Genomic DNA, 17,661 nt, shown 5'->3' on the forward strand with positions numbered 1-17,661 from the left:
GCGTCGGGGGGCAGACGGATCGCATGGGCCCCACGGATAAGGTGGTCGGCCCCAGAACGCCCGCTCGGCAACCCTCGGGGGAGCTGCCGAGCGGGCGTTCGCACCCCGCGGACTGCCAATCCCAGAGGAGTACCTGATCATGAGCGACGCCAAGAAGGACCAGAACCTCACCACGCAGGACAGTCACCAGCCGGCCCCGCCCACCGACGGCGAAATCACCACCCTGGACAGCCACCAGCCCGCCCCGCCCACCGACGGCGAAATCACCACCCTGGACAGCCACCAGCCCGCCCCGCCCGTCCTGGGCCTCGACAACAAGTAGACCTCCATCCCGACGGGGATCGGCCGCGGTGGCGCGGAGGGGGAGCCACCGCGGCCGAGGCATGCCTGCTGCTTCCCCCACCTCACATCGTCGCGGCGATTGGCAGATACGTCCCACCTGCCCCCACGAAAACCCCTGGTCGCGCACCCCACCCCTGGGACACATCTGCCAATCCCTCAGCAAGGCCGGGTGGGGTGAGTTATCCACAAGGGGGGACTCCGGGTGGGGGAGGTGCGGGAGTGTGGGGGTGTGGAGCGTTTGGGGGTGGGTGGGGTTGTTGATGGAGGGGTTCTGGTTGTTGCGCGTGCTCTTGCGGGTGGGTGGGCCAGGCAGAGTCTCTTTCGGAAGCTTGGGGTGGAGGGGTGGACCCGGATTCGGGCCGGGGCCTGGGCCGAGCCCGGGCGGCGCGTGGACCTTTCCACCCGGCTCCGCGCCGTGCAGCTGCTCACACCGCAGCTCGTGATCAGCCATCGTTCGGCGGCCGCACTGTGGCAGATCGAGGTACTGAACCTGCCCCAAGGAGCGGGACAGGGGGCATCCACCCCAGGAGCGGCGACACAGGGGACGGCGACACAGCCGACCGCTCAAGAAACCGCCCTGGAGTTCTGTGACCCGCAGCTGTCCCTCCGGCGGGAGGGCACGGGCGTGCGCGTGTACCGGCTCCCCCTCGCGCCAGGCGATGTGGTGGTGCGCGAGGGCCTGCGGATCACGAGTGTCGCCCGTACGCTCGCGGACCTTCTGCGAGCCGCGTCGAGGGACGACGCGCTCGTGGCCACCGAATCGGCGCTCACCTGGCGCAGGGTCGACGGAATCCGCCGCGCACCGCTCGCGACTCGCGAGGTGATCGCAGCCGCGCTGGAAGCTCCTCTGCGCGGGGCGTCCAGGGCCCGCCGCCGGCTGAAGCTCGCCGACCCGTACTCCGGCTCACCCGCGGAGACAATCACACGTCTACGCATGCACGACGCGGGCCTCTGTCCAGAGTCCCAGGCCGAACTCCTCACGCCCGGCGGCCGCCAGTGCCGCCTGGACTTCCTCTTCCGGGCCGAAGGACTGGCCGTCGAGATCGAGGGATACGCCTACCACGGCACCCGCGCCTCCCACCATCGGGACATCGCCCGCTACAACGAGGTCCTCCAGTGCCCGGAGGTCCGCCTCCTCCTCCGGTACACCGCGGCGGACGTCTTCGGACGCCCCGCCCAGATCATCGAGGAGATCCACAACGCCCTCATCAGACTCGGCCCACTCACCGAGCCCCGCTCCTCCCTGGGCCCAGGAAGCACGGAAGCCCAGCCTCCCCGGGCCCAGGAAGCACGGAAGCCCAGCCTCCCCGGGCCCAGGAAGCGCAGAAGCCCAGCCTCCCCGCCCTCGCCCAGCGCGGCCCGGGCCCCCTCACCGCCCCCGCAACTCCCCCTTAACCACCTTCCCACTCGCGTTCCGAGGCAGCTCCCCCACGAACTCCACCCCCCGCGGCACCTTGTAGTTCGCCATCTCGCGGCGGGACCAGGCGATGAGGTCGTCCCCCGTCACCACGGCCCCAGGACGCCGTACGACATACGCCTTGCCGACCTCCCCCAGCCGCCCGTCCGGGACGCCGATCACCGCCACGTCGGCGACATCCGGATGGAGGCCGAGGAGCTGTTCGATCTCGGCGGGGTAGGCGTTGAAGCCGCCGACGATGAACATGTCCTTGAGGCGGTCGGTGATGCGGAGGTTGCCGGAGACATCAAGGACCCCCACATCTCCCGTCCGCAGCCAGCCGTCCGCTCCCAAAACAGCGGCCGTCGCCTCCGCGTCCTCGAAGTAGCCCTGCATGACGTTGAAGCCGCGGACGAGGACCTCGCCGGGGGTGCCGGGCGCGAGGGGCTCCCCCCTCGGCCCCACCACCCGTACCTCCGTGTCCGGGATCGCCCGCCCGGACGTCGAGGCGATCACGGTCGGGGCGTCTCCACGGCGGCACATCGTGACGATCCCGCTCGCTTCCGAAAGCCCGTACGCCGTAAGGACCGTGTCGATCTTCAGCTCCGTCCGAAGTCGTTCCACGAGCCGCAGGGGGACCACCGCCGCGCCCGTCACGACGAGCCGCAGTGCCGACAGGTCGTGCGTGTCGCGGAACGGGTGGTCCAGCAGCGACTGGTGGAGGGTCGGTGGGCCCGGGAGGACCGATATCCGTTCCGAGGCCACGTTGGCGAGGACCGTGTCGACGTTGAACACCGGTTGCGGGATCATCGTCGCGCCCCGCATGAGGCAGGCCACGATGCCGGCCTTGTAGCCGAAGGTGTGGAAGAAGGGGTTCACGATCAGGTAGCGGTCGCCCTCGCGCAGGCCCGCCAGTTCGCTCCAGATCGCGTAACCGCGCAGCGTCTGCGCGTGGGTGATCACCGCGCCCTTGGGGCGGCCCGTCGTACCGGAGGTGAAGACGATGTCGGAGGGTGAGGATCCGGAGAGGACGGCCTCCCGTTCGCGTACTTCCGCCGCGCCCACGCCCTCCCCGGCGGCCAGGAAGTCCTTCCAGGTACGGAAGTCGGCGGGGGCGTCGTCCGAGAGCACGACCACCTGCTGAAGGTGCGGGAGGCCGGGGAGCGGGCCCGTGCCGTCGCCCTCCCCCGCGGCCCTCCGCAGCGACGCCACATACGAGGTGCCCAGGAACGTGCCGGTCACGAAGAGCAGGCGTGCCCGGCTGCGGGCCAGTACGTACGCCGCCTCCGTCCCCTTGAAGCGGGTGTTCAGCGGGACGAGGACCGCCCCCGCCGACACCGCGCCGAGCGCGGAGACGATCCAGTCGAGGGTGTTCGGGGCCCAGATGGCGACCCGGTCGCCGGGCCGGACCCCGCTCGCGAGACAGGCCGCGGTCGCGCGTTCGACGCGGGCGCCCAGCTCCTCGTACGAGACGCGCGTACGGCCGTCCGCCACCGCCTCCCGGTCCGCGAAGCGTGTCGCCGCCGACCGGACCAGTCCCGGGATGCTGCCCCACTCCAGGTCTCCGCGCATCTCACGCCTCCCTGCACCCGAAACGCAACTGCTGACTGACCGTCAGATTAGCTGTAGCCTGACGCCCTGTCAGCAGTCGGGACTCCGTGCGGAGGTGCGCGCACATGGCAAGGACCGCGACAAGAGCAACGAAAAGGGCCACCACTCCCAGGACCATGCCGCAGGGGATCAAGGACGCCACCGCCATCGTCGGCATCGGGCAGACCGCGTTCGCGAAGCAACTCCCCGAGTCCGAGAAGGCCTTGGCCTGTCGTGCGGTCCTCGCCGCCCTCGACGACGCCGGGATCGAGCCCGCCGAGGTCGACGGGCTCGCCTCCTACACCATGGAGGAGACCGACGAGGTGGAGGTGGCGAAGGCCGTCGGCTTCGGCGACCTCAGCTTCTTCAGCAAAGTGGGGTACGGGGGCGGGGGTTCGTGCGCCACCGTCGCGCATCTCGCCGCAGCCGTCGCCACCGGACAGGCCACGGTCGGTGTCGCCTGGCGGTCACGGAAGCGGGGCAGCGGCCCCCGCCCATGGAAGAACACCACCACCCAACTCCCCACCCCCGCCCAGTGGACACGCCCCTTCGGGCTGCTCAGACCCGCCGACGAGATCGGCATGCTGGCACGCCGCTACATGCACGAGTACGGCGCGACCCGCGACCACCTCTTCAACGTCGCCCTCGCCTGCCGCAACCGCGCCAACCAGAACCCGGCCGCGATCATGTACGAGCGCCCCCTCACCCGCGAGATGTACATGACCTCCCGCTGGATCAGCGAACCCCTCTGCCTCTTCGACAACTGCCTTGAAACTGATGGCGCGTTGGCGTGCGTTGTCGTATCGGCCGAGCGGGCGCGCGACTGCCGACGGCGGCCCGTCTACGTCCACTCCGCCGCGCAGGGCCTGCCCGCCCAGCACCACGGCATGGTCAACTACTGGAACGACGACCCGCTCACCGGACCCGCCTGGACCGCCGCCCGACACCTCTGGAAACACGCCGACTTCACGCCGGACGATGTGGATGTCGCCCAGATCTACGACGCGTTCACCCCTCTCATACCGCTCTCCCTGGAGGGGTACGGCTTCTGCGCGAAGGGCGAGGGCGCCGGGTTCACCGAGGGCGGTGCGCTGGAGATCGGCGGACGGCTGCCCATGAACACGGGGGGAGGCGGTCTCTCCGAGGCCTACGTGCACGGCTTCAACCTCATCAACGAAGGGGTGAAGCAGTTGCGGGGCACCAGCACCGCCCAGGTGCCGGGCGCCGCCACCTGCCTGGTCACAGCCGGCGAAGGCGTCCCGACTTCCGCCCTCCTGCTGAGGAGTTGACCAACCCATGAGAGACGACGAGACCGACGGGACCACCCTCCTCTCCCCCGTCCCCGACGACGACGGCGCCCCCTTCTGGCAGTACGCCGCCCGCGGCGAACTCCGCATCCAGGCCTGCGCCGACTGCGGCGAACTCCGCTTCCCGCCCCGCCCCTGCTGCCCGCACTGCCACTCCTTCGCGAGCGAGTGGCGCAGGATGAGCGGGCGGGGGCGCGTCTGGTCGTACGTCGTCCCGCATCCGCCGCTCCTTCCCGCCTACGCCGCGCAGGCCCCGTACAACGCGATCGTCGTCGAGCTCGCGGAGGCGCCGCGGATCCGGCTGGTGGGGAATCTGGTGAGCGGGGCCGACGCGCCGCTCAACTCCGTTGTGGTGGAACGGATTCGGATCGGGGCGCGGGTGCAGGTGGTCTTCACCGAGGCCGATGCCGACGGCGTGTGTATGCCCCGCTGGATCCTGGACCGGCCGTGAGCGGCGGCGGTCTGCGCGTCACCACCGACAAGGACACCGGGGTCGCCGTCCTGACCCTCGACCGGCCGGAGAAGCTCAACGCCATCGACATCGAGACGGCCGCCCAACTCGCCTCGGCATGGCGGGAGTTCCGGTACGACGACTCCGTACGGGCCCTCGTCGTCACCGGGGCGGGCGAGCGGGCCTTCTGTACGGGGATCGACCGGGGCGTCGATGTTCCGCAGCCCAACTCCCCCTACATGGTGGACGATCCGCTCCTCGCCATCGGGCCGAAGGCGAACGACCTGTGGAAGCCGGTCATCGCGGCCGTGAACGGGATGGCGTGCGGGGGCGCCTTCTACCTGCTGGGGGAATCGGAGTTCGTCGTCGCGGACGAGGCGGCGACGTTCTTCGATCCGCACACCACGTACGGGATGGTCAGCGCGTACGAGTCCATCTACATGGCGCAGCGGATGCCGTTCGGAGAGGTGGCTCGGATGGCGTTGATGGGGAACGCTGAGCGGATTTCCGCGCGGCGGGCGTATGAGGTGGGGCTGGTGTCCGAACTCGCGCCTCCCGGAGGGGCGTTGGCGGCGGCCGTGGCCTGCGCCGCGGTCATCGCCTCCTATCCGGCGGAGGCTGTCCAGGGGACCGTCCGTGCCCTGTGGTCCGCCCAGGAGCCGGCCCGCACCCAGGCGCTCGCCCACGCCCCGCACCTCATCTCCCTCGGCAACCTGCCGAGCGAGCGCCAGGCGGCCCTGTTCACCGCCCGAGGCTCGGAGTTCAGGACCCGCTGAGGCGGGTGCGGCGGGTTGGGGGTGGTTTTCTCGCCCCCTCCGCCCCTACCCGTCCCTTGTCCCTGGGGCTCCGCCCCAGACCCCGCCAAGGGGCTCCGCCCCCTGGACCCCCGCTCCTCAAACGCCGGAGGGGCTGAAGATTTCCCCGGCCGGGATAGATCTTTCAGCCCGTCCGGCGTTTGAGGACGAGCGCGTTCAGCGCGACAGCGGGGGTCTGGGGGCGGCAGCCCCCAGGAACAAGGGACGGGCAGGGGCGGAGGGGGCGAAGAAACCGCCCCAACCCTCACACCGTCCGAGCCGTCCCCGTCCCCTTCTCCGCGTCCAGCGCGTACACACACCGGTCCTTGCTGCAGGCGTACACGACGCCGTCCTTGACCACCGGGGCTCCGGTGATCTCACCGCCGGTGGCGAGTTTCCACCGCAGGCGCCCGTCGTCCGCCTTCAGCGTGTAGAGCAGATGATCGGTGGAACCGAAGTGGATGCGGCCCTCGGCGACGGCGGGGGCGCCGACGAGGTCGCCGCCCGCCTGGAAGCGCCACTTGGGCGTGCCGGTGACGGCGTCGAGGGTGTAGAGGCCCTTGCCGCTGCCGACGTGGACGTGACCGGCGGCGACAAGGACCGGCTCGATCGAGGAACGGGACTCCGTCGCGATGCGCCAGCGGTCGCGGCCGTCGGTGGCGTCGAGGGCGTACACGGTGCCGAGGTAGTCGGCGAGGTAGACGCCACCGCCGGTGACGGCGGGACCCGGCACGAAGGTGGGCGGGCAGAGGAAGACCGCCGGGGCCTCGAAGTGCCAGCGGACGTGGCCGTTCGCCACGTCGACGGCGAGGACGCGGGTGCCGGCGGAGATGTACACGTACCCGTCGGGCGCCGAGGTGATCCGCACCGGCACGCCACCGCAGGAGGCCGCGTCACCGATGGGGTAGGACCAGCGCTCCTCGCCGGTACGGGCCTCCAGGGCACGCAGCCGGGCGTCCTGCCAGACGTACACGGTGCCGTCGTGGACGGCGGGCCCGGCCTCCGGGGACTCGAAGTCGGTCTGGGCGCCGCTGATCTCCCACAGCTTGTGGCCGTTGGCGGCCTCCCAGGCCTGTACGCCGCCGCCGCGCGTGCCGGTGACGACGGTGCCCCGGTCGGCCTTGAGCGAGTACACCCAGGCGTCGGTCGAAAGACGCCACAGGTCGCCGCCCTCCCGGGCGTCAAGGGCGAAGAGGGTGGGGCCGTCGGAGGCGTGGATACGGCCGTCCGCCACCGACATGGACCAGGCCACGTCCCGCGTCTTGAAGCGGCGCCGGCCCGTCGCGACGTCCAGGGCGTGCACCTCGAAGGAGGTGACGTAGACGAGGTCGTCGGCAACCGCGGGCGTACCCCATACGTCGTTCGACATGCGGAAGCGCCACGGCCGCCAGCCGGCCGGGGAGTCCGGCGCGGGGGGCGCGGCGACGGGCGCGGGGTCTGCGCCGTTCACGCCGGCGCGCGGCCGGGACCAGGACGCGGCGAGGCCCGCCTCCGGAGGGGGTGCCTTGACGGCGGCGGCGCGAGCGTCGGCAACGCGCGGACCCGGGCCGATGGGCACCTGACCGCCCGCAAGGCGTACTGGGCCGGTGTCGGGCGCCCCGACGGGCAGGGGCGCGTGCGCGGGCGGAGGCGGTACGCGCCCGCCGCCGCTGCGGCCCGCCGACGGCGAGGGCTTCGCGGGCGGCCGGCCCCCTCGGCGCTGCTCGATCAGGGTCACCGCACGCTCGGGCAGCCACGCGGACGCCGTACCGCTGTCGTCGGATCCGGAGCCGAAGAGGTGGGGTGCGAGCTGGGCCTGGAGGTCGGCGGGGTTGGGGCGGCCCGCGGCCTCCATCTGCATACAGGACTCGATGAGGGGGCGCAGTTCGGCGGGCAGGCCTTCGAGGTCCGGGCCCTCCCTGAGCAGCATGAAGACGGTTTCGACGGGGTTCGCACCGTGGAAGGGGGCGTGGCCGGTGGCGGCGAAGACGAGCATCGAGCCGAGCGAGAAGACGTCACTCGCGCCGGTCACGCTGCGCGAGTCCTTGGCCTGCTCGGGCGACATGTAGGCGGGCGTACCGACGGCGACGTTCGTCATGGTCAGCCGGGTGTTCGAGACGCCGGAGGCGATACCGAAGTCGATCACTCGCGGGCCGTCCTCGACGACAAGGACGTTCGAGGGCTTCAGGTCGCGGTGGACGAGGCCCGCGCCGTGGATGGACTGCAGCGCCTCCGCGACACCGGCGGCCAGCCAGCGCACCGCCTGGGCCGGCATCGGCCCGCACTCATTCACTATTTCTTCCAGCGAGGGAGCGGGCACATAGGCGGTGGCCAGCCACGGCACGGCCGCGCGGGCGTCGGCGTCGACCACGGCCGCCGTGTAGAAGCCGGACACGGCCCGGGCCGCCTCGACCTCGCGCGAGAAACGGACCCGGAACAACTGGTCCTCGGCGAGCTCCGTCCTGACCGTCTTGATCGCCACGCGCCGGCCGGAAGCCGAGCGCGCGAGATAGACCAGCCCCATGCCGCCGGCACCCAGCCGCCCCAGCACCTCGAACGGCCCGATCCGACGCGGATCGTGCTGCGTCAGCTGATCCACCACTTGCCTGCCACCTCCCCGTACGGGCCACGCCATCCACGTATGAACGCGGCCCCGTGCAGCGTCTCACCACCGCACCGCCATGGCGGCACGCACCCCGATTCTTCCTGTCCGAGCCGATGGTTGCGAACCCGGGGGCGGAACGGGGTGTCTTGGGACAAAATGGCCGCACTTCCGAGCGCGGCCGGGACACCACCCCCGTATACGGCCCCCACAAGGTTTTTTACGGCCGCTGCGCCATGTCTATTACAACTCTGCCGTTCTATTACAGCTCTGCGGCCTATTACAGCTCTGCGGCGCCGCCTATCGGCTAAGACCGCTGAAGTACGGCGAACGACGCCCCCTGGTTGTCCGTGACCACCGCCACCCGCCCGTACGACGTGTCGAAGGGCGGCGCCTGGACGCGTCCGCCGAGCCGGTTCACCGTCCCGATGACGGCCTCACAGTCCTCGACGCCGAAGTGGACGAGGAAGTGGGGCGGCATCTCGGCGGGGAAGACGTCGGACACGGGGGCCCTGCCGAAGTCCGGGGAGGCGTCGGGGCCGAAGAGGGCCTCCAGGAAGACGGTGCCGTAGAACTGGTCGACGGTCGCCATGTCCCGGGCGTACAGCTCGGCCCAGCAGAAGGTGCCCGGCTCGTAGCGCCTGCCGAAGCCGGGGTGGGTGCCGGCCTGCCAGAGGCCGAAGACCGCGCCCTCCGGGTCGGCCGCGAGGGCCCTCGTGCCGAAGTCGCCCACCGGCCTCGGCGCGTTGATCAGCTGACCGCCCTCCGCCTCGATCCGGCCGGCGAGCGCGGTGACGTCCGGCGTCGCGAAGTACACCGTCCAGACGGTGGGCATCCGGCCGTCCCGCTTGGGCACGAGGGCGGCGACGGGCTCGCCGTGATGGTGCGCCCGCACGGCCCCTCGCGCCGGGGCCCCGGGTTCGTCCGGGTGGTGCCCCTCCTCGAAGGTCCACCCGAAGAGCTCGCCGTAGAAGCGCTTGCCGGCGGCGACATCGGCGAGCTGCGCGTCGACCCAGCAGGGGACGCCTTCGGAGAAAGCGGCGGGGCTCTCGGGCAAAGGGGCGGATTCGGCCATGCGGCCAAGCTAACGGGCCTTCACGCATCCCGCAGAGCGTGCGCATCCCTTTGTGCACGGGCACCCGGACCCCCGCGTGAGCAGGCACCCGCACCCTGTGTGAACAGGCACACCCGCCCCTGTGATGAGCAGCCGCACCCCATTTGCAGTCGGCCGAATCGCGCTCCGATCACCCCTCGGTAAGCTGACGGCATGACAGGACAAGTGCGTACCGTCGACGGCCGCGTGGCCGGGCGGCGTGGGCAGGCGACCCGGCAGAAGCTGCTCGACTGCCTCAGCGAGATGCTCAGCTCCTCGCCCTACCGGGACGTCAAAGTCATTGATGTCGCCCGGAAGGCGGGTACTTCACCCGCGACCTTCTACCAGTACTTCCCGGACGTCGAAGGTGCCGTCCTGGAGATCGCCGAGCAAATGGCCACGGAGGGCGCCGGGTTGACCCAGTTGCTCGACGGCCGTTCCTGGGTCGGCAAGGCAGGCTGGCAGACCTCGCAGGAACTCGTCGACGGTTTCCTGGAGTTCTGGCGGCGCAACGACGCGATCCTCAGGGTCGTCGATCTGGGTGCCGCCGAGGGCGACAAACGGTTCTACAAGATCCGTATGAAGATCCTCAACTCCGTGAACAACTCCCTTACGGACACGGTCACCGAGCTCCAGTCCAAGGGCAAGGTCGACAAGGACGTGAACCCGGCAGCGATGGCCGGTTCCCTCGTCGCCATGCTCGCGGCGGTGGCCTCGCATCAGAGGGGCTTCCAGTCGTGGGGCGTCAAGCAGGCTGAACTCAAGCCGAATCTGGCGCTGTTGGTGCACCTGGGCGTGACGGGCAAGAAGCCCACGAAGTAACCATCCTTCACGCCCTTCCTGCCCCCACCCCTGCCCCTCCCTCTTGCCCCTCCCCGTCCAGTGGTCCAACTCCTGTCATGCGGGCGGCAGTCCATCCATCCCGGTGGACTGCCGCCCGCTGCGCTGTGTGCGCGGTACGGTCCGGACCTGCTCCACCTTCGGACGAGCTCAGCGCCGTACGATCCGGAACAACCGGATCTCCCGGTCGATCCGCTCCTGATAGGTGACGTACGGCGGCCAGAACGCCACCACCGCCTTCCAGGCCGCGGCCCGCTCGTCCCCCTCCAGGAGATGAGCGGTTACGGCGATGCCCTCGCCCTTCCAGTTGATCGCGGCGTCCGGATGCGCGAGGAGATTGGCGGTCCAGGCGGGGTGATCCGGGCGCCCGAAGTTGGAGCCGATGAGGATCCAGCTCCCCGGAGCGGCGGCAGCCGCCGAACCCTCGGGCATACAGGCCAACGGCGTACGCCGATCCAGCCCGCTCCTGGCGCCACGCACGGTGAGGATGACCCCCGGCAGCATCTGCGCACTGAGCAGCACCTTGCCGCGCGTCAGCCGGTGCACCACACGGTCCAGCGCGGGAACGACATGCGGGGCGACCCGTGCGAACGCCCGGGTCGAGGAGACCTTCTGCACCAGCCGGACTCCCGGAAGCCTGCCGCCGGCCTTAGCCCTGACCCTGCCCTGGGGCATCACACGGCCACCTCTCCACGGCTACTGCTACTGCTACCGCTGTCGAACAAGTGCGCCATATCCGCGGCATACCCCCGCAGCCGATGCACCGGCCCGAAGAGCAGCTCGTCGCCGGCCGCCCGCTTGAAGTACAGATGAGCCTCGTGCTCCCAGGTGAACCCGATCCCGCCGTGCAACTGGATCCCCTCGGACGCGGCGACCCGCAGCGCCTCCAGCGCCTGAGCGAGCGCGAGCCCACCCACCCGCTCAGCGCCGCGGCCAGGGTCGGTACCGGCAGCCCAAGCCGCGTAGTACGCCGCCGACCGGGCCGCCTGCACCCCCACATACACATCCGCCAGCCGGTGCTTCACCGCCTGGAACGACCCGATCGCCCGTCCGAACTGCTCCCGCTGCCGCACGTACTCGACCGTCCGTTCCAGCGCCCGGTCGGCGGCTCCCACGGCCTCGGCGGCGAGTACGGCGGCGGCCACGTCCCCGACCGCGGCGAGCGCTCCGGGGACATCGGCGCCCTCGTCCCCGAGCAACTCGGCTGCTACATCACGGAGTTCGATCCGGGCCTGGGGCCGCGTCTCGTCGAGGGACGTCTGCCGGACCCGCACGAGCCCGTCGGCAGCCCTGTCCCCCGCTCGCGCGCCCCCCACCCGTACGAGGAACAGCAGCGTCCGGGCCCGTACGAAGCCCCCTGTGTGCGCAGCCACCACGAGCAGCCCCGCGCTGTGTCCGTCGAGCACCTGTGCCGCCTGCCCATAGAGCCGCCACACACCGTCGACCTGCCGAGCCTGGATGCCACCGGCGCGGCCGCCGCCCGCCCAGTCCCCGCGGTTGTCACCCACCAGCCCGAGCACGGTCGCAAGCCGCGCGCCCGGCACCGCGAGGGCGGCGGTCAGCTCGCCGGAGGCGAGGCGGGGCAGCAGTTCCGCGCGCTGTGCCTCGGTACCCAGGGCCAGGATCAGCGGGGCCGCGAGGACGGCCGTGGACAGGAGTGGCGAGGGGGCGAGTGCGCGCCCCGACTCCTCACAGGCGAGGGCGAGTTCGGTGACCGAGCAGCCGACGCCGCCGTACGTCTCCGGAAGGGCGAGACCGGGCAGCCCGAGCTGCTGCGCGAGCGCGTCCCAGAGCGCGGGATCGTATCCGTCGGGGCTTCGCACGGCGGCCCGCACCTCCTCCGGCCCGCACCGCTTGACCAGCAACTCCCTCAGCGTGCGCCGGATCTCCTCCTGCTCGGCGGTGAAACGGGTGTCCATGCGGCCTCCTCCCCAGATCTGACGGACCGTCATATTAGGCCTGCGCCAGAGGAATGCACAGGCCTGCGACCCCTCCCCACCCACCATCATCTGATGTACCGTCAGATTCATGTCGCCAGGAACTCCCAGCGAAGCCAGGACTTCCGGTAAGCGCAAGGTCGCCGTCGTCGGCGTATCCCTCTCCGACTGCGGCCGCGTCGACGAGGCAACCCCGTACGCACTGCACGCCCAGGCAGCCCGCCGCGCGCTCGCCGACTCGGGGCTCGGCCGTGAGGTGGTCGACGGTTTCGCTTCGGCGGGCCTCGGCACGCTGGCGCCCATCGAGGTGGCCGAGTACCTGGGGCTGCGGCCGGCCTGGGTCGACTCGACCTCCGTCGGCGGCTCCACCTGGGAGGTCATGGCGGCCCACGCGGCCGACGCGATCGCGGCCGGCCACGCGAACGCCGTCCTGCTGGTCTACGGTTCCACCGCCCGCGCCGACATCAAGGCGGGCCGCCGCACCGGCAACCTCTCCTTCGGCGCCCGGGGCCCCCTCCAGTTCGAGGTCCCGTACGGCCACACACTCATCGCCAAGTACGCGATGGCGGCCCGCCGCCACATGCACGAGTACGGCACGACCCTGGAACAGCTCGCCTCGGTCGCCGTCCAGGCCCGCGCGAACGCGGCGGCGAACCCGGAGGCGATGTTCCGCGATCCGATCACCGTCGACGACGTCCTGTCGGGCCCGATGATCGCGGACCCCTTCACCAAGCTGCACTGCTGCATCCGCTCCGACGGCGGCGCGGCGGTCCTGCTGGCGGCCGAGGATTACGTACGGGACTGCCGTACCGCGCCTGTCTGGGTCCTCGGCACCGGCGAGCACGTCTCGCACACCGCCATGTCCGAGTGGGCGGACTTCACCGTCTCCCCGGCGGCGGTGAGCGGCCGCCTCGCCTTCTCCCGCGCGGGGGTCCGCCCGGACGAGATCGACCTGGCCGAGATCTACGACGCCTTCACCTACATGACGCTCGTGACGCTGGAAGACCTCGGCTTCTGCGAGAAGGGCGAGGGGGGCTCGTTCGTGGACGCGGCGAAGGGCCGGCTGCTGGTGGGAGGGGAACTGCCCGTCAACACGGACGGCGGCGGACTGTCGGCCCAACATCCCGGGATGCGGGGGCTGTTCCTGCTGGTGGAAGCCGTACGGCAGTTGCGCGGCGAGGCCGGGGAGCGCCAGGTGAGAAAGCACGGCGGGCACCTGCCGGAGCTGGCGGTCGCCTCCGGGACGGGCGGCTGGTTCTGTTCTTCGGGGACGGTGGTGCTGGGGCGGGGGTGAGTTCGCGACCGGCCCGGCCCGCGCCTCAACTCACCGAGAGGGCCAGCAGGTTCGGTCCTGGCCGTTGGGAAACGGTCGTCCAGCGCGGGGTCTTCGCCGACACCGATATCCGGTTCCGGCCACCGTTACCGCCCACGCCACCGATACCGCCCTCGTTACCGCCCACGCCACCGATACCGCCCTCGTTACCGCCCACGCCACCGCTGCCGCTACCGCTACGGCTGGCGAAGACGAACAGCCGCAGCACCAGGAACCTTCCGACTCCGGCGAGCCCGGAGGCGCTGAGGTAGACGACCTGCTCCGTCAGCATGCCGGGCGAGGACTGCATCAGGTGCAGTACGAGCATCGCGGCGGAGGTCACCGCGTAGGCACCCACGGCCGATCCCGCCGACTGCCAGTGCTGGCGCCATCCGGCACGCCGCCCGGCCCCGAAGGTGAAGCGTGCGTGCAACTCCGTGCAGAGGAGGGTGGAGGCGACGGTGATCAGCGCGTTCGCCAGGGCCCAGGGCAGCGCACCCGCGAGCAGCGCCACGGCGGCACTGGAGAGGAGCCCGACACCGCCGCCGCAGAGCACGAACCGGGCGAAGGAGGCGAGCGGGCCGGGGGCCGCCGGGGTCGCGGGGACGGTCGGAGGTACCGCGGTCACGGGAACCGCCCGGATCCGGCGTACGCCGTCCATACCGATAGCGATACCGATCTCCGTCGGCTCGGAATCGCAACCCCGCGCCACGAACGCCGTCTCCGGCTTCGACAACAGCAGCGAGTTCATGCGAGGGGTTTCCTTCCGGACGGGGCCGTGAACCTCTGGAATCAGGGGCCTTGAGCCTCTGGAGTCAGGGCCATGAACCCCTGGGATCAACTGGGTTCAACGATGTCGTCGCCCGCGCCTCAGCACGAGGAGGTGCGCTACCCAACCGGGGGTACGGCTAGCCCCACCATGGGCCGGGTGCCCACGGGTGTGTCGGTCGCCAGGAATAGGGAGCGGCACCGGGCACGCTGACGCAGACAGCCACCGTTCGCAGCCCGCCCGCAGCATGGAGGAGACCGACATGGCCCTGACCCGCGAAGAACGCGAAGCCTTTCTCGCCGAGCCGCACGTCGCCGCGATCGCGGTCGACGCGGGGGAGGGAAGGGCCCCGCTCACCGTGCCGATCTGGTACCAGTACGAGCCCGGCGGCATCGTGTGGATCATGACGGGGCAGGACTCCCGCAAGACCAGCCTGATCAGCGCGGCGGGCCGGTTCACGCTGCTGGTCGACCGGCTCGAACCCACCATCCGGTACGTGTCGGTCGAGGGTCCTGTACTCGACACCACTCTCGCCACCCGCGAACAGCTTCATGAGATCTCGGCGCGCTACCTCCCGGCCGAAAAGGTCGACGCCTACGTCGACTTCGCCTGGAAGGAACAAGGCACCAATGTGGTCATCCACATGCAGCCCGAACACTGGGTCTCGTCCGACCTCGGCTCGGTGTGAGCGGGTACGTGAATCTCACGTGACAATCGGGGCATGAGCGCCGACCATGCCGACCCGTCCGCCGAGTTCGTCCGTCTCCTGCGGTCCCAACGGGTCTGGGACACCGAGTTGCCCCCCTTCGATCCGGGGGCGGCGCCCGACGAGCCGCTGCCGCTGTTCGAGCGGTGGTTCGCGGAGGCGGTGGCGGCGGGCCAGACCGAGCCGCACACCGTCTCCCTCGCCACCGCGGACGCGGACGGGCTGCCGGACGTCCGTACGGTGATGCTGCACGGGGCGGACGCGGCGGGCTGGTCCTTCGCGTCGCACGCGACGAGCCGCAAGGGCCGGCAACTGGCCGCCCGCCCGTACGCCGCCCTCGGCTTCTACTGGCCCGCACAGGGCCGCCAGATCCGCCTCCGCGGCCCCGTCACCATCGCCCCTCCCGAGGCGGGCCAGGCCGACCTGCACGCCCGCTCCACCGGTGCGCTGGCCGCCGCCCTCGTCGGCCACCAGAGCGAAGTCCTGCCTTCCCAGAAGGACTTGGAGCAGGCGTCCGACGCGGCCTGGTCCCAGGCCGAGCGTGACCCCACCACCCCGGTCCCCACCTGGACCCTCTACCACCTCCGCCCGACCGAGGCGGAGTTCTTCCAGGGCGACCCCCACAGACGCCACGTACGCCTCAACTACCACCGCACAGAATCCGGTTGGCTCAGGGAACTGCTGTGGCCGTGAGGCCGGAGGTCACTACGGCGCCGCTGGCTCAGGATCCGTGGCCACCCGCCCGTGCAGATGCACGTCCCGGAACGCGTCGTGCCGTCCCGCTTCGAACATCGCGCCCCGCAGCGTCCCCTCGTGCGGGAATCCGCAGCGCTCGGCGACGCGGCAGGAGGCGTCGTGGCCGAGGGCGTGGCCCAGTTCCAGGCGGTGCAGGCCGAGGTCGGTGAAGGCGAAGCGGGTGGCGACGAGCAGGGCGCGGGTGGCGACCCGGCGGCCGCGGGCCTCGGGGAGGACCCAGTAGCCGACGCGGGCGCAGCTCATGACGTGGTCGATCTCGTTGACGCCGATGTGGCCGAGCACTTGGCCGGTGTCCGCCTCCGTGACGCAGAAGGAGACTCCGCTCGCGTCCGTCGCGGCCTCGGCACGCGAGCGGAGCGACTCACGCGCGCCGTCGATGTCCCGGACGATCTTCAGCGGCGTGTTCCAGCGCTGGAACTCCGGGTCGGACAGCCCGCGCAGCCACGCCGACACATCGACGTCGGACTCGGCGTTCCACGGGCGCAGCCGCAGACCGTGACCACGCTTCTCGGGGAAGGGATGGAGGGCGTAATGCTCGTGGATGTCGGCCATCCATCCATTGAAACGCCTCAGCGCGTACGGCCCTCACCCGGGGACGCAACACCGAACACCGAGCACCGACCGTATACGGGGGGGAAAAGGTCTCCCCGTACAGTCCGCACGCCGCGTACGACTCACCCCCACGGCCGGAACACGGGCACCCGCACTTCCTCCACGCCCCCCACGCCCCGGAACGTCACCCCCAGCTCCATCCCGACCCGCAGCGCCCCCTCCGCACACTCCACGACCTCGGTCATCATCCGCGGCCCCTCCGCGAGGTCGACGACGGCGGCGACGTACGGGACTCGCTCGCCGAACGGCGGGAGGTCGTTGCGGTGCACGACTGACCAGGTGTAGAGCGTGGCGCGCCCGCTGGCCGGTTCCCACCGCACGTCCTCGCTCCAGCAGTGCGGGCAGAACTCCCGGGGGTAGTGGTGTGCCCGCCCGCATCCCCCGCAGCGGCGCACCAGCAGCCGGCCCTCCGCCGCCGCGTCCCAGTACGGCCGCGTGAAGGCGTCCACCTCGGGGACGTCGAACCCGTCCACCTCGGGGACGTCGAACCCCCAGGTCGCCGACCCACTCACCGGAACAGCCCGATCGCGTCGTCCAGCGACCACGTCTGCCACGACATCCCGAACAGAGCGACGACCGAGATCAGCGCCATCATCGAGTTCTGGCCCTGTTCGGCCCAGTCGTGGATCATGAGGACGAGGTAGAGAAGGTTGAGGAGCAGCCCTCCGACCAGGGCGATCGGCGTCAGGAAGCCGAGGATCAGCCCGAGTCCCAGCGCGAGTTCCGCGTACGCGACCACGTACGCCATGGTCCGCGGGCGCGGCGCGACGACGGTGTCGAAGCCGCTCCGGACCGCGTTCCACCGGTGCTTCGCCGCGATGTCCGCCGCCCACGCGATCCCGCTCCCCCGCTCGAACCACGCCTTCTTGTCCTTGTGCCGCCAGCTCTCCAGCCACCACAGCCCGAGCCCGATACGGAGCACGGCCAGCCACTCCGCCCCGCTGAGCCAGATCGTGTCCATGGGCGACCCCACTCCCTCGGTTTCTGACGGTACGTCAGTTTCACCGCACGGGACCGCACACGCAAGAGGCGTACGCCCCGGCGCGCACTCCCGACGCTCAAGCCTTCTCTCCCGCCCCCGGTTGACGGCCCCCGAGCCACCCGACGCGAGCCCTCCACCCACCACCGGCACACCCACCCCCTCCCCCCTCCACGCACCCGGCACAACCAAGTGA

At 71.1% G+C, this 17,661-nt stretch carries 18 protein-coding genes; 8 read left to right on the forward strand and 10 right to left on the reverse strand.

Annotated features, from left to right (window positions below):
* Positions 1-139: 139 nt before the first annotated feature.
* Complete coding sequence (locus ACFVKT_RS20990) at positions 140-322, forward strand: sigma-like protein (protein WP_385733600.1); 183 nt, start codon at positions 140-142, stop codon at positions 320-322.
* A gap of 948 nt (positions 323-1,270) precedes the next feature.
* Here the strand turns inward: ACFVKT_RS20990 and ACFVKT_RS20995 are convergent.
* Together ACFVKT_RS20995 and ACFVKT_RS21000 are read right to left on the reverse strand one after the other, a co-directional pair.
* The gene (locus ACFVKT_RS20995; protein ID WP_385733602.1) at positions 1,271-1,540 is read right to left on the reverse strand and encodes a hypothetical protein; all 270 of its coding nucleotides are present in this window, start codon (positions 1,538-1,540) and stop codon (positions 1,271-1,273) included.
* 171 nt (positions 1,541-1,711) lie between these two features.
* On the reverse strand, positions 1,712-3,310 hold the full coding sequence (locus ACFVKT_RS21000) for a FadD3 family acyl-CoA ligase (RefSeq protein WP_385733603.1): 1,599 nt from the start codon (positions 3,308-3,310) through the stop codon (positions 1,712-1,714).
* A 155-nt stretch (positions 3,311-3,465) separates the two neighbouring features.
* On the opposite strand from ACFVKT_RS21000, the gene ACFVKT_RS21005 reads away from it, so the two are divergent.
* Genes ACFVKT_RS21005 through ACFVKT_RS21015 form a run of 3 tightly spaced genes read left to right on the forward strand, consistent with a single transcriptional unit; the run spans position 3,466 to position 5,862 of the window.
* Entirely contained in the window at positions 3,466-4,617 is a 1,152-nt protein-coding gene (locus ACFVKT_RS21005) for a lipid-transfer protein (protein ID WP_385733605.1), read from the forward strand.
* 7 nt (positions 4,618-4,624) lie between these two features.
* Positions 4,625-5,086, forward strand: a complete 462-nt coding sequence (locus tag ACFVKT_RS21010) for a Zn-ribbon domain-containing OB-fold protein (protein ID WP_385733607.1) — start codon at positions 4,625-4,627, stop codon at positions 5,084-5,086.
* Positions 5,083-5,862 carry an enoyl-CoA hydratase/isomerase family protein gene (locus ACFVKT_RS21015; protein WP_385733608.1) on the forward strand — a complete coding sequence of 260 codons (780 nt, stop codon included), beginning with the start codon at positions 5,083-5,085 and terminating at the stop codon, positions 5,860-5,862. The genes ACFVKT_RS21010 and ACFVKT_RS21015 overlap by 4 nt, the downstream gene beginning before the upstream one ends.
* A 283-nt stretch (positions 5,863-6,145) precedes the next feature.
* Here ACFVKT_RS21015 and ACFVKT_RS21020 read toward each other — a convergent pair whose 3' ends face one another.
* Together ACFVKT_RS21020 and ACFVKT_RS21025 are read right to left on the reverse strand one after the other, a co-directional pair.
* Positions 6,146-8,461 (reverse strand): PQQ-binding-like beta-propeller repeat protein, encoded by a 2,316-nt coding sequence (locus tag ACFVKT_RS21020; RefSeq protein ID WP_385733610.1) that lies wholly within the window; start codon positions 8,459-8,461, stop codon positions 6,146-6,148.
* Between the two features lie 307 nt (positions 8,462-8,768).
* Complete coding sequence (locus ACFVKT_RS21025) at positions 8,769-9,536, reverse strand: VOC family protein (protein WP_385733612.1); 768 nt, start codon at positions 9,534-9,536, stop codon at positions 8,769-8,771.
* Between the two features lie 204 nt (positions 9,537-9,740).
* On the opposite strand from ACFVKT_RS21025, the gene ACFVKT_RS21030 reads away from it, so the two are divergent.
* Positions 9,741-10,376, forward strand: coding sequence for a TetR family transcriptional regulator (locus ACFVKT_RS21030; protein WP_384382019.1), 636 nt, complete (start codon positions 9,741-9,743; stop codon positions 10,374-10,376).
* A gap of 168 nt (positions 10,377-10,544) precedes the next feature.
* Here ACFVKT_RS21030 and ACFVKT_RS21035 read toward each other — a convergent pair whose 3' ends face one another.
* Together ACFVKT_RS21035 and ACFVKT_RS21040 are read right to left on the reverse strand one after the other, a co-directional pair.
* Complete coding sequence (locus tag ACFVKT_RS21035; RefSeq protein WP_385733613.1) at positions 10,545-11,069, reverse strand: nitroreductase family deazaflavin-dependent oxidoreductase; 525 nt, start codon at positions 11,067-11,069, stop codon at positions 10,545-10,547.
* Complete coding sequence (locus ACFVKT_RS21040; protein WP_385733615.1) at positions 11,069-12,313, reverse strand: acyl-CoA dehydrogenase family protein; 1,245 nt, start codon at positions 12,311-12,313, stop codon at positions 11,069-11,071. Before ACFVKT_RS21040 ends, ACFVKT_RS21035 begins: the two co-directional genes overlap by 1 nt.
* A gap of 109 nt (positions 12,314-12,422) precedes the next feature.
* Between ACFVKT_RS21040 and ACFVKT_RS21045 the strand changes: the two genes are divergently transcribed.
* Entirely contained in the window at positions 12,423-13,625 is a 1,203-nt protein-coding gene (locus ACFVKT_RS21045; protein ID WP_385733617.1) for an acetyl-CoA acetyltransferase, read from the forward strand.
* 25 nt (positions 13,626-13,650) lie between these two features.
* Here the strand turns inward: ACFVKT_RS21045 and ACFVKT_RS21050 are convergent, their stop codons facing one another.
* Positions 13,651-14,304: a GtrA family protein gene (locus ACFVKT_RS21050; protein ID WP_385734212.1), complete on the reverse strand. Its 654-nt coding sequence runs from the start codon at positions 14,302-14,304 to the stop codon at positions 13,651-13,653.
* A gap of 370 nt (positions 14,305-14,674) precedes the next feature.
* Here ACFVKT_RS21050 and ACFVKT_RS21055 point away from each other — a divergent pair, with 370 nt between their 5' ends.
* Together ACFVKT_RS21055 and ACFVKT_RS21060 are read left to right on the forward strand one after the other, a co-directional pair.
* Positions 14,675-15,100 (forward strand): pyridoxamine 5'-phosphate oxidase family protein, encoded by a 426-nt coding sequence (locus tag ACFVKT_RS21055; RefSeq protein ID WP_385733619.1) that lies wholly within the window; start codon positions 14,675-14,677, stop codon positions 15,098-15,100.
* Positions 15,101-15,133: 33 nt separating this feature from the next.
* On the forward strand, positions 15,134-15,811 hold the full coding sequence (locus ACFVKT_RS21060) for a pyridoxal 5'-phosphate synthase (RefSeq protein ID WP_385733622.1): 678 nt from the start codon (positions 15,134-15,136) through the stop codon (positions 15,809-15,811).
* A gap of 12 nt (positions 15,812-15,823) precedes the next feature.
* Here the strand turns inward: ACFVKT_RS21060 and ACFVKT_RS21065 are convergent, their stop codons facing one another.
* From ACFVKT_RS21065 to ACFVKT_RS21075, 3 genes are all read right to left on the reverse strand, one after another.
* The gene (locus tag ACFVKT_RS21065) at positions 15,824-16,426 is read right to left on the reverse strand and encodes a GNAT family N-acetyltransferase (RefSeq protein WP_385733624.1); all 603 of its coding nucleotides are present in this window, start codon (positions 16,424-16,426) and stop codon (positions 15,824-15,826) included.
* A gap of 122 nt (positions 16,427-16,548) precedes the next feature.
* On the reverse strand, positions 16,549-16,998 hold the full coding sequence (locus tag ACFVKT_RS21070) for a Zn-ribbon domain-containing OB-fold protein (protein ID WP_385733626.1): 450 nt from the start codon (positions 16,996-16,998) through the stop codon (positions 16,549-16,551).
* The gene (locus ACFVKT_RS21075; RefSeq protein ID WP_385733628.1) at positions 16,995-17,447 is read right to left on the reverse strand and encodes a DoxX family membrane protein; all 453 of its coding nucleotides are present in this window, start codon (positions 17,445-17,447) and stop codon (positions 16,995-16,997) included. Before ACFVKT_RS21075 ends, ACFVKT_RS21070 begins: the two co-directional genes overlap by 4 nt.
* Positions 17,448-17,661: the final 214 nt, after the last annotated feature.

This window comes from Streptomyces sp. NPDC127595, from assembly GCF_042671685.1.
Taxonomy (GTDB): Bacteria; Actinomycetota; Actinomycetes; order Streptomycetales; family Streptomycetaceae; genus Streptomyces.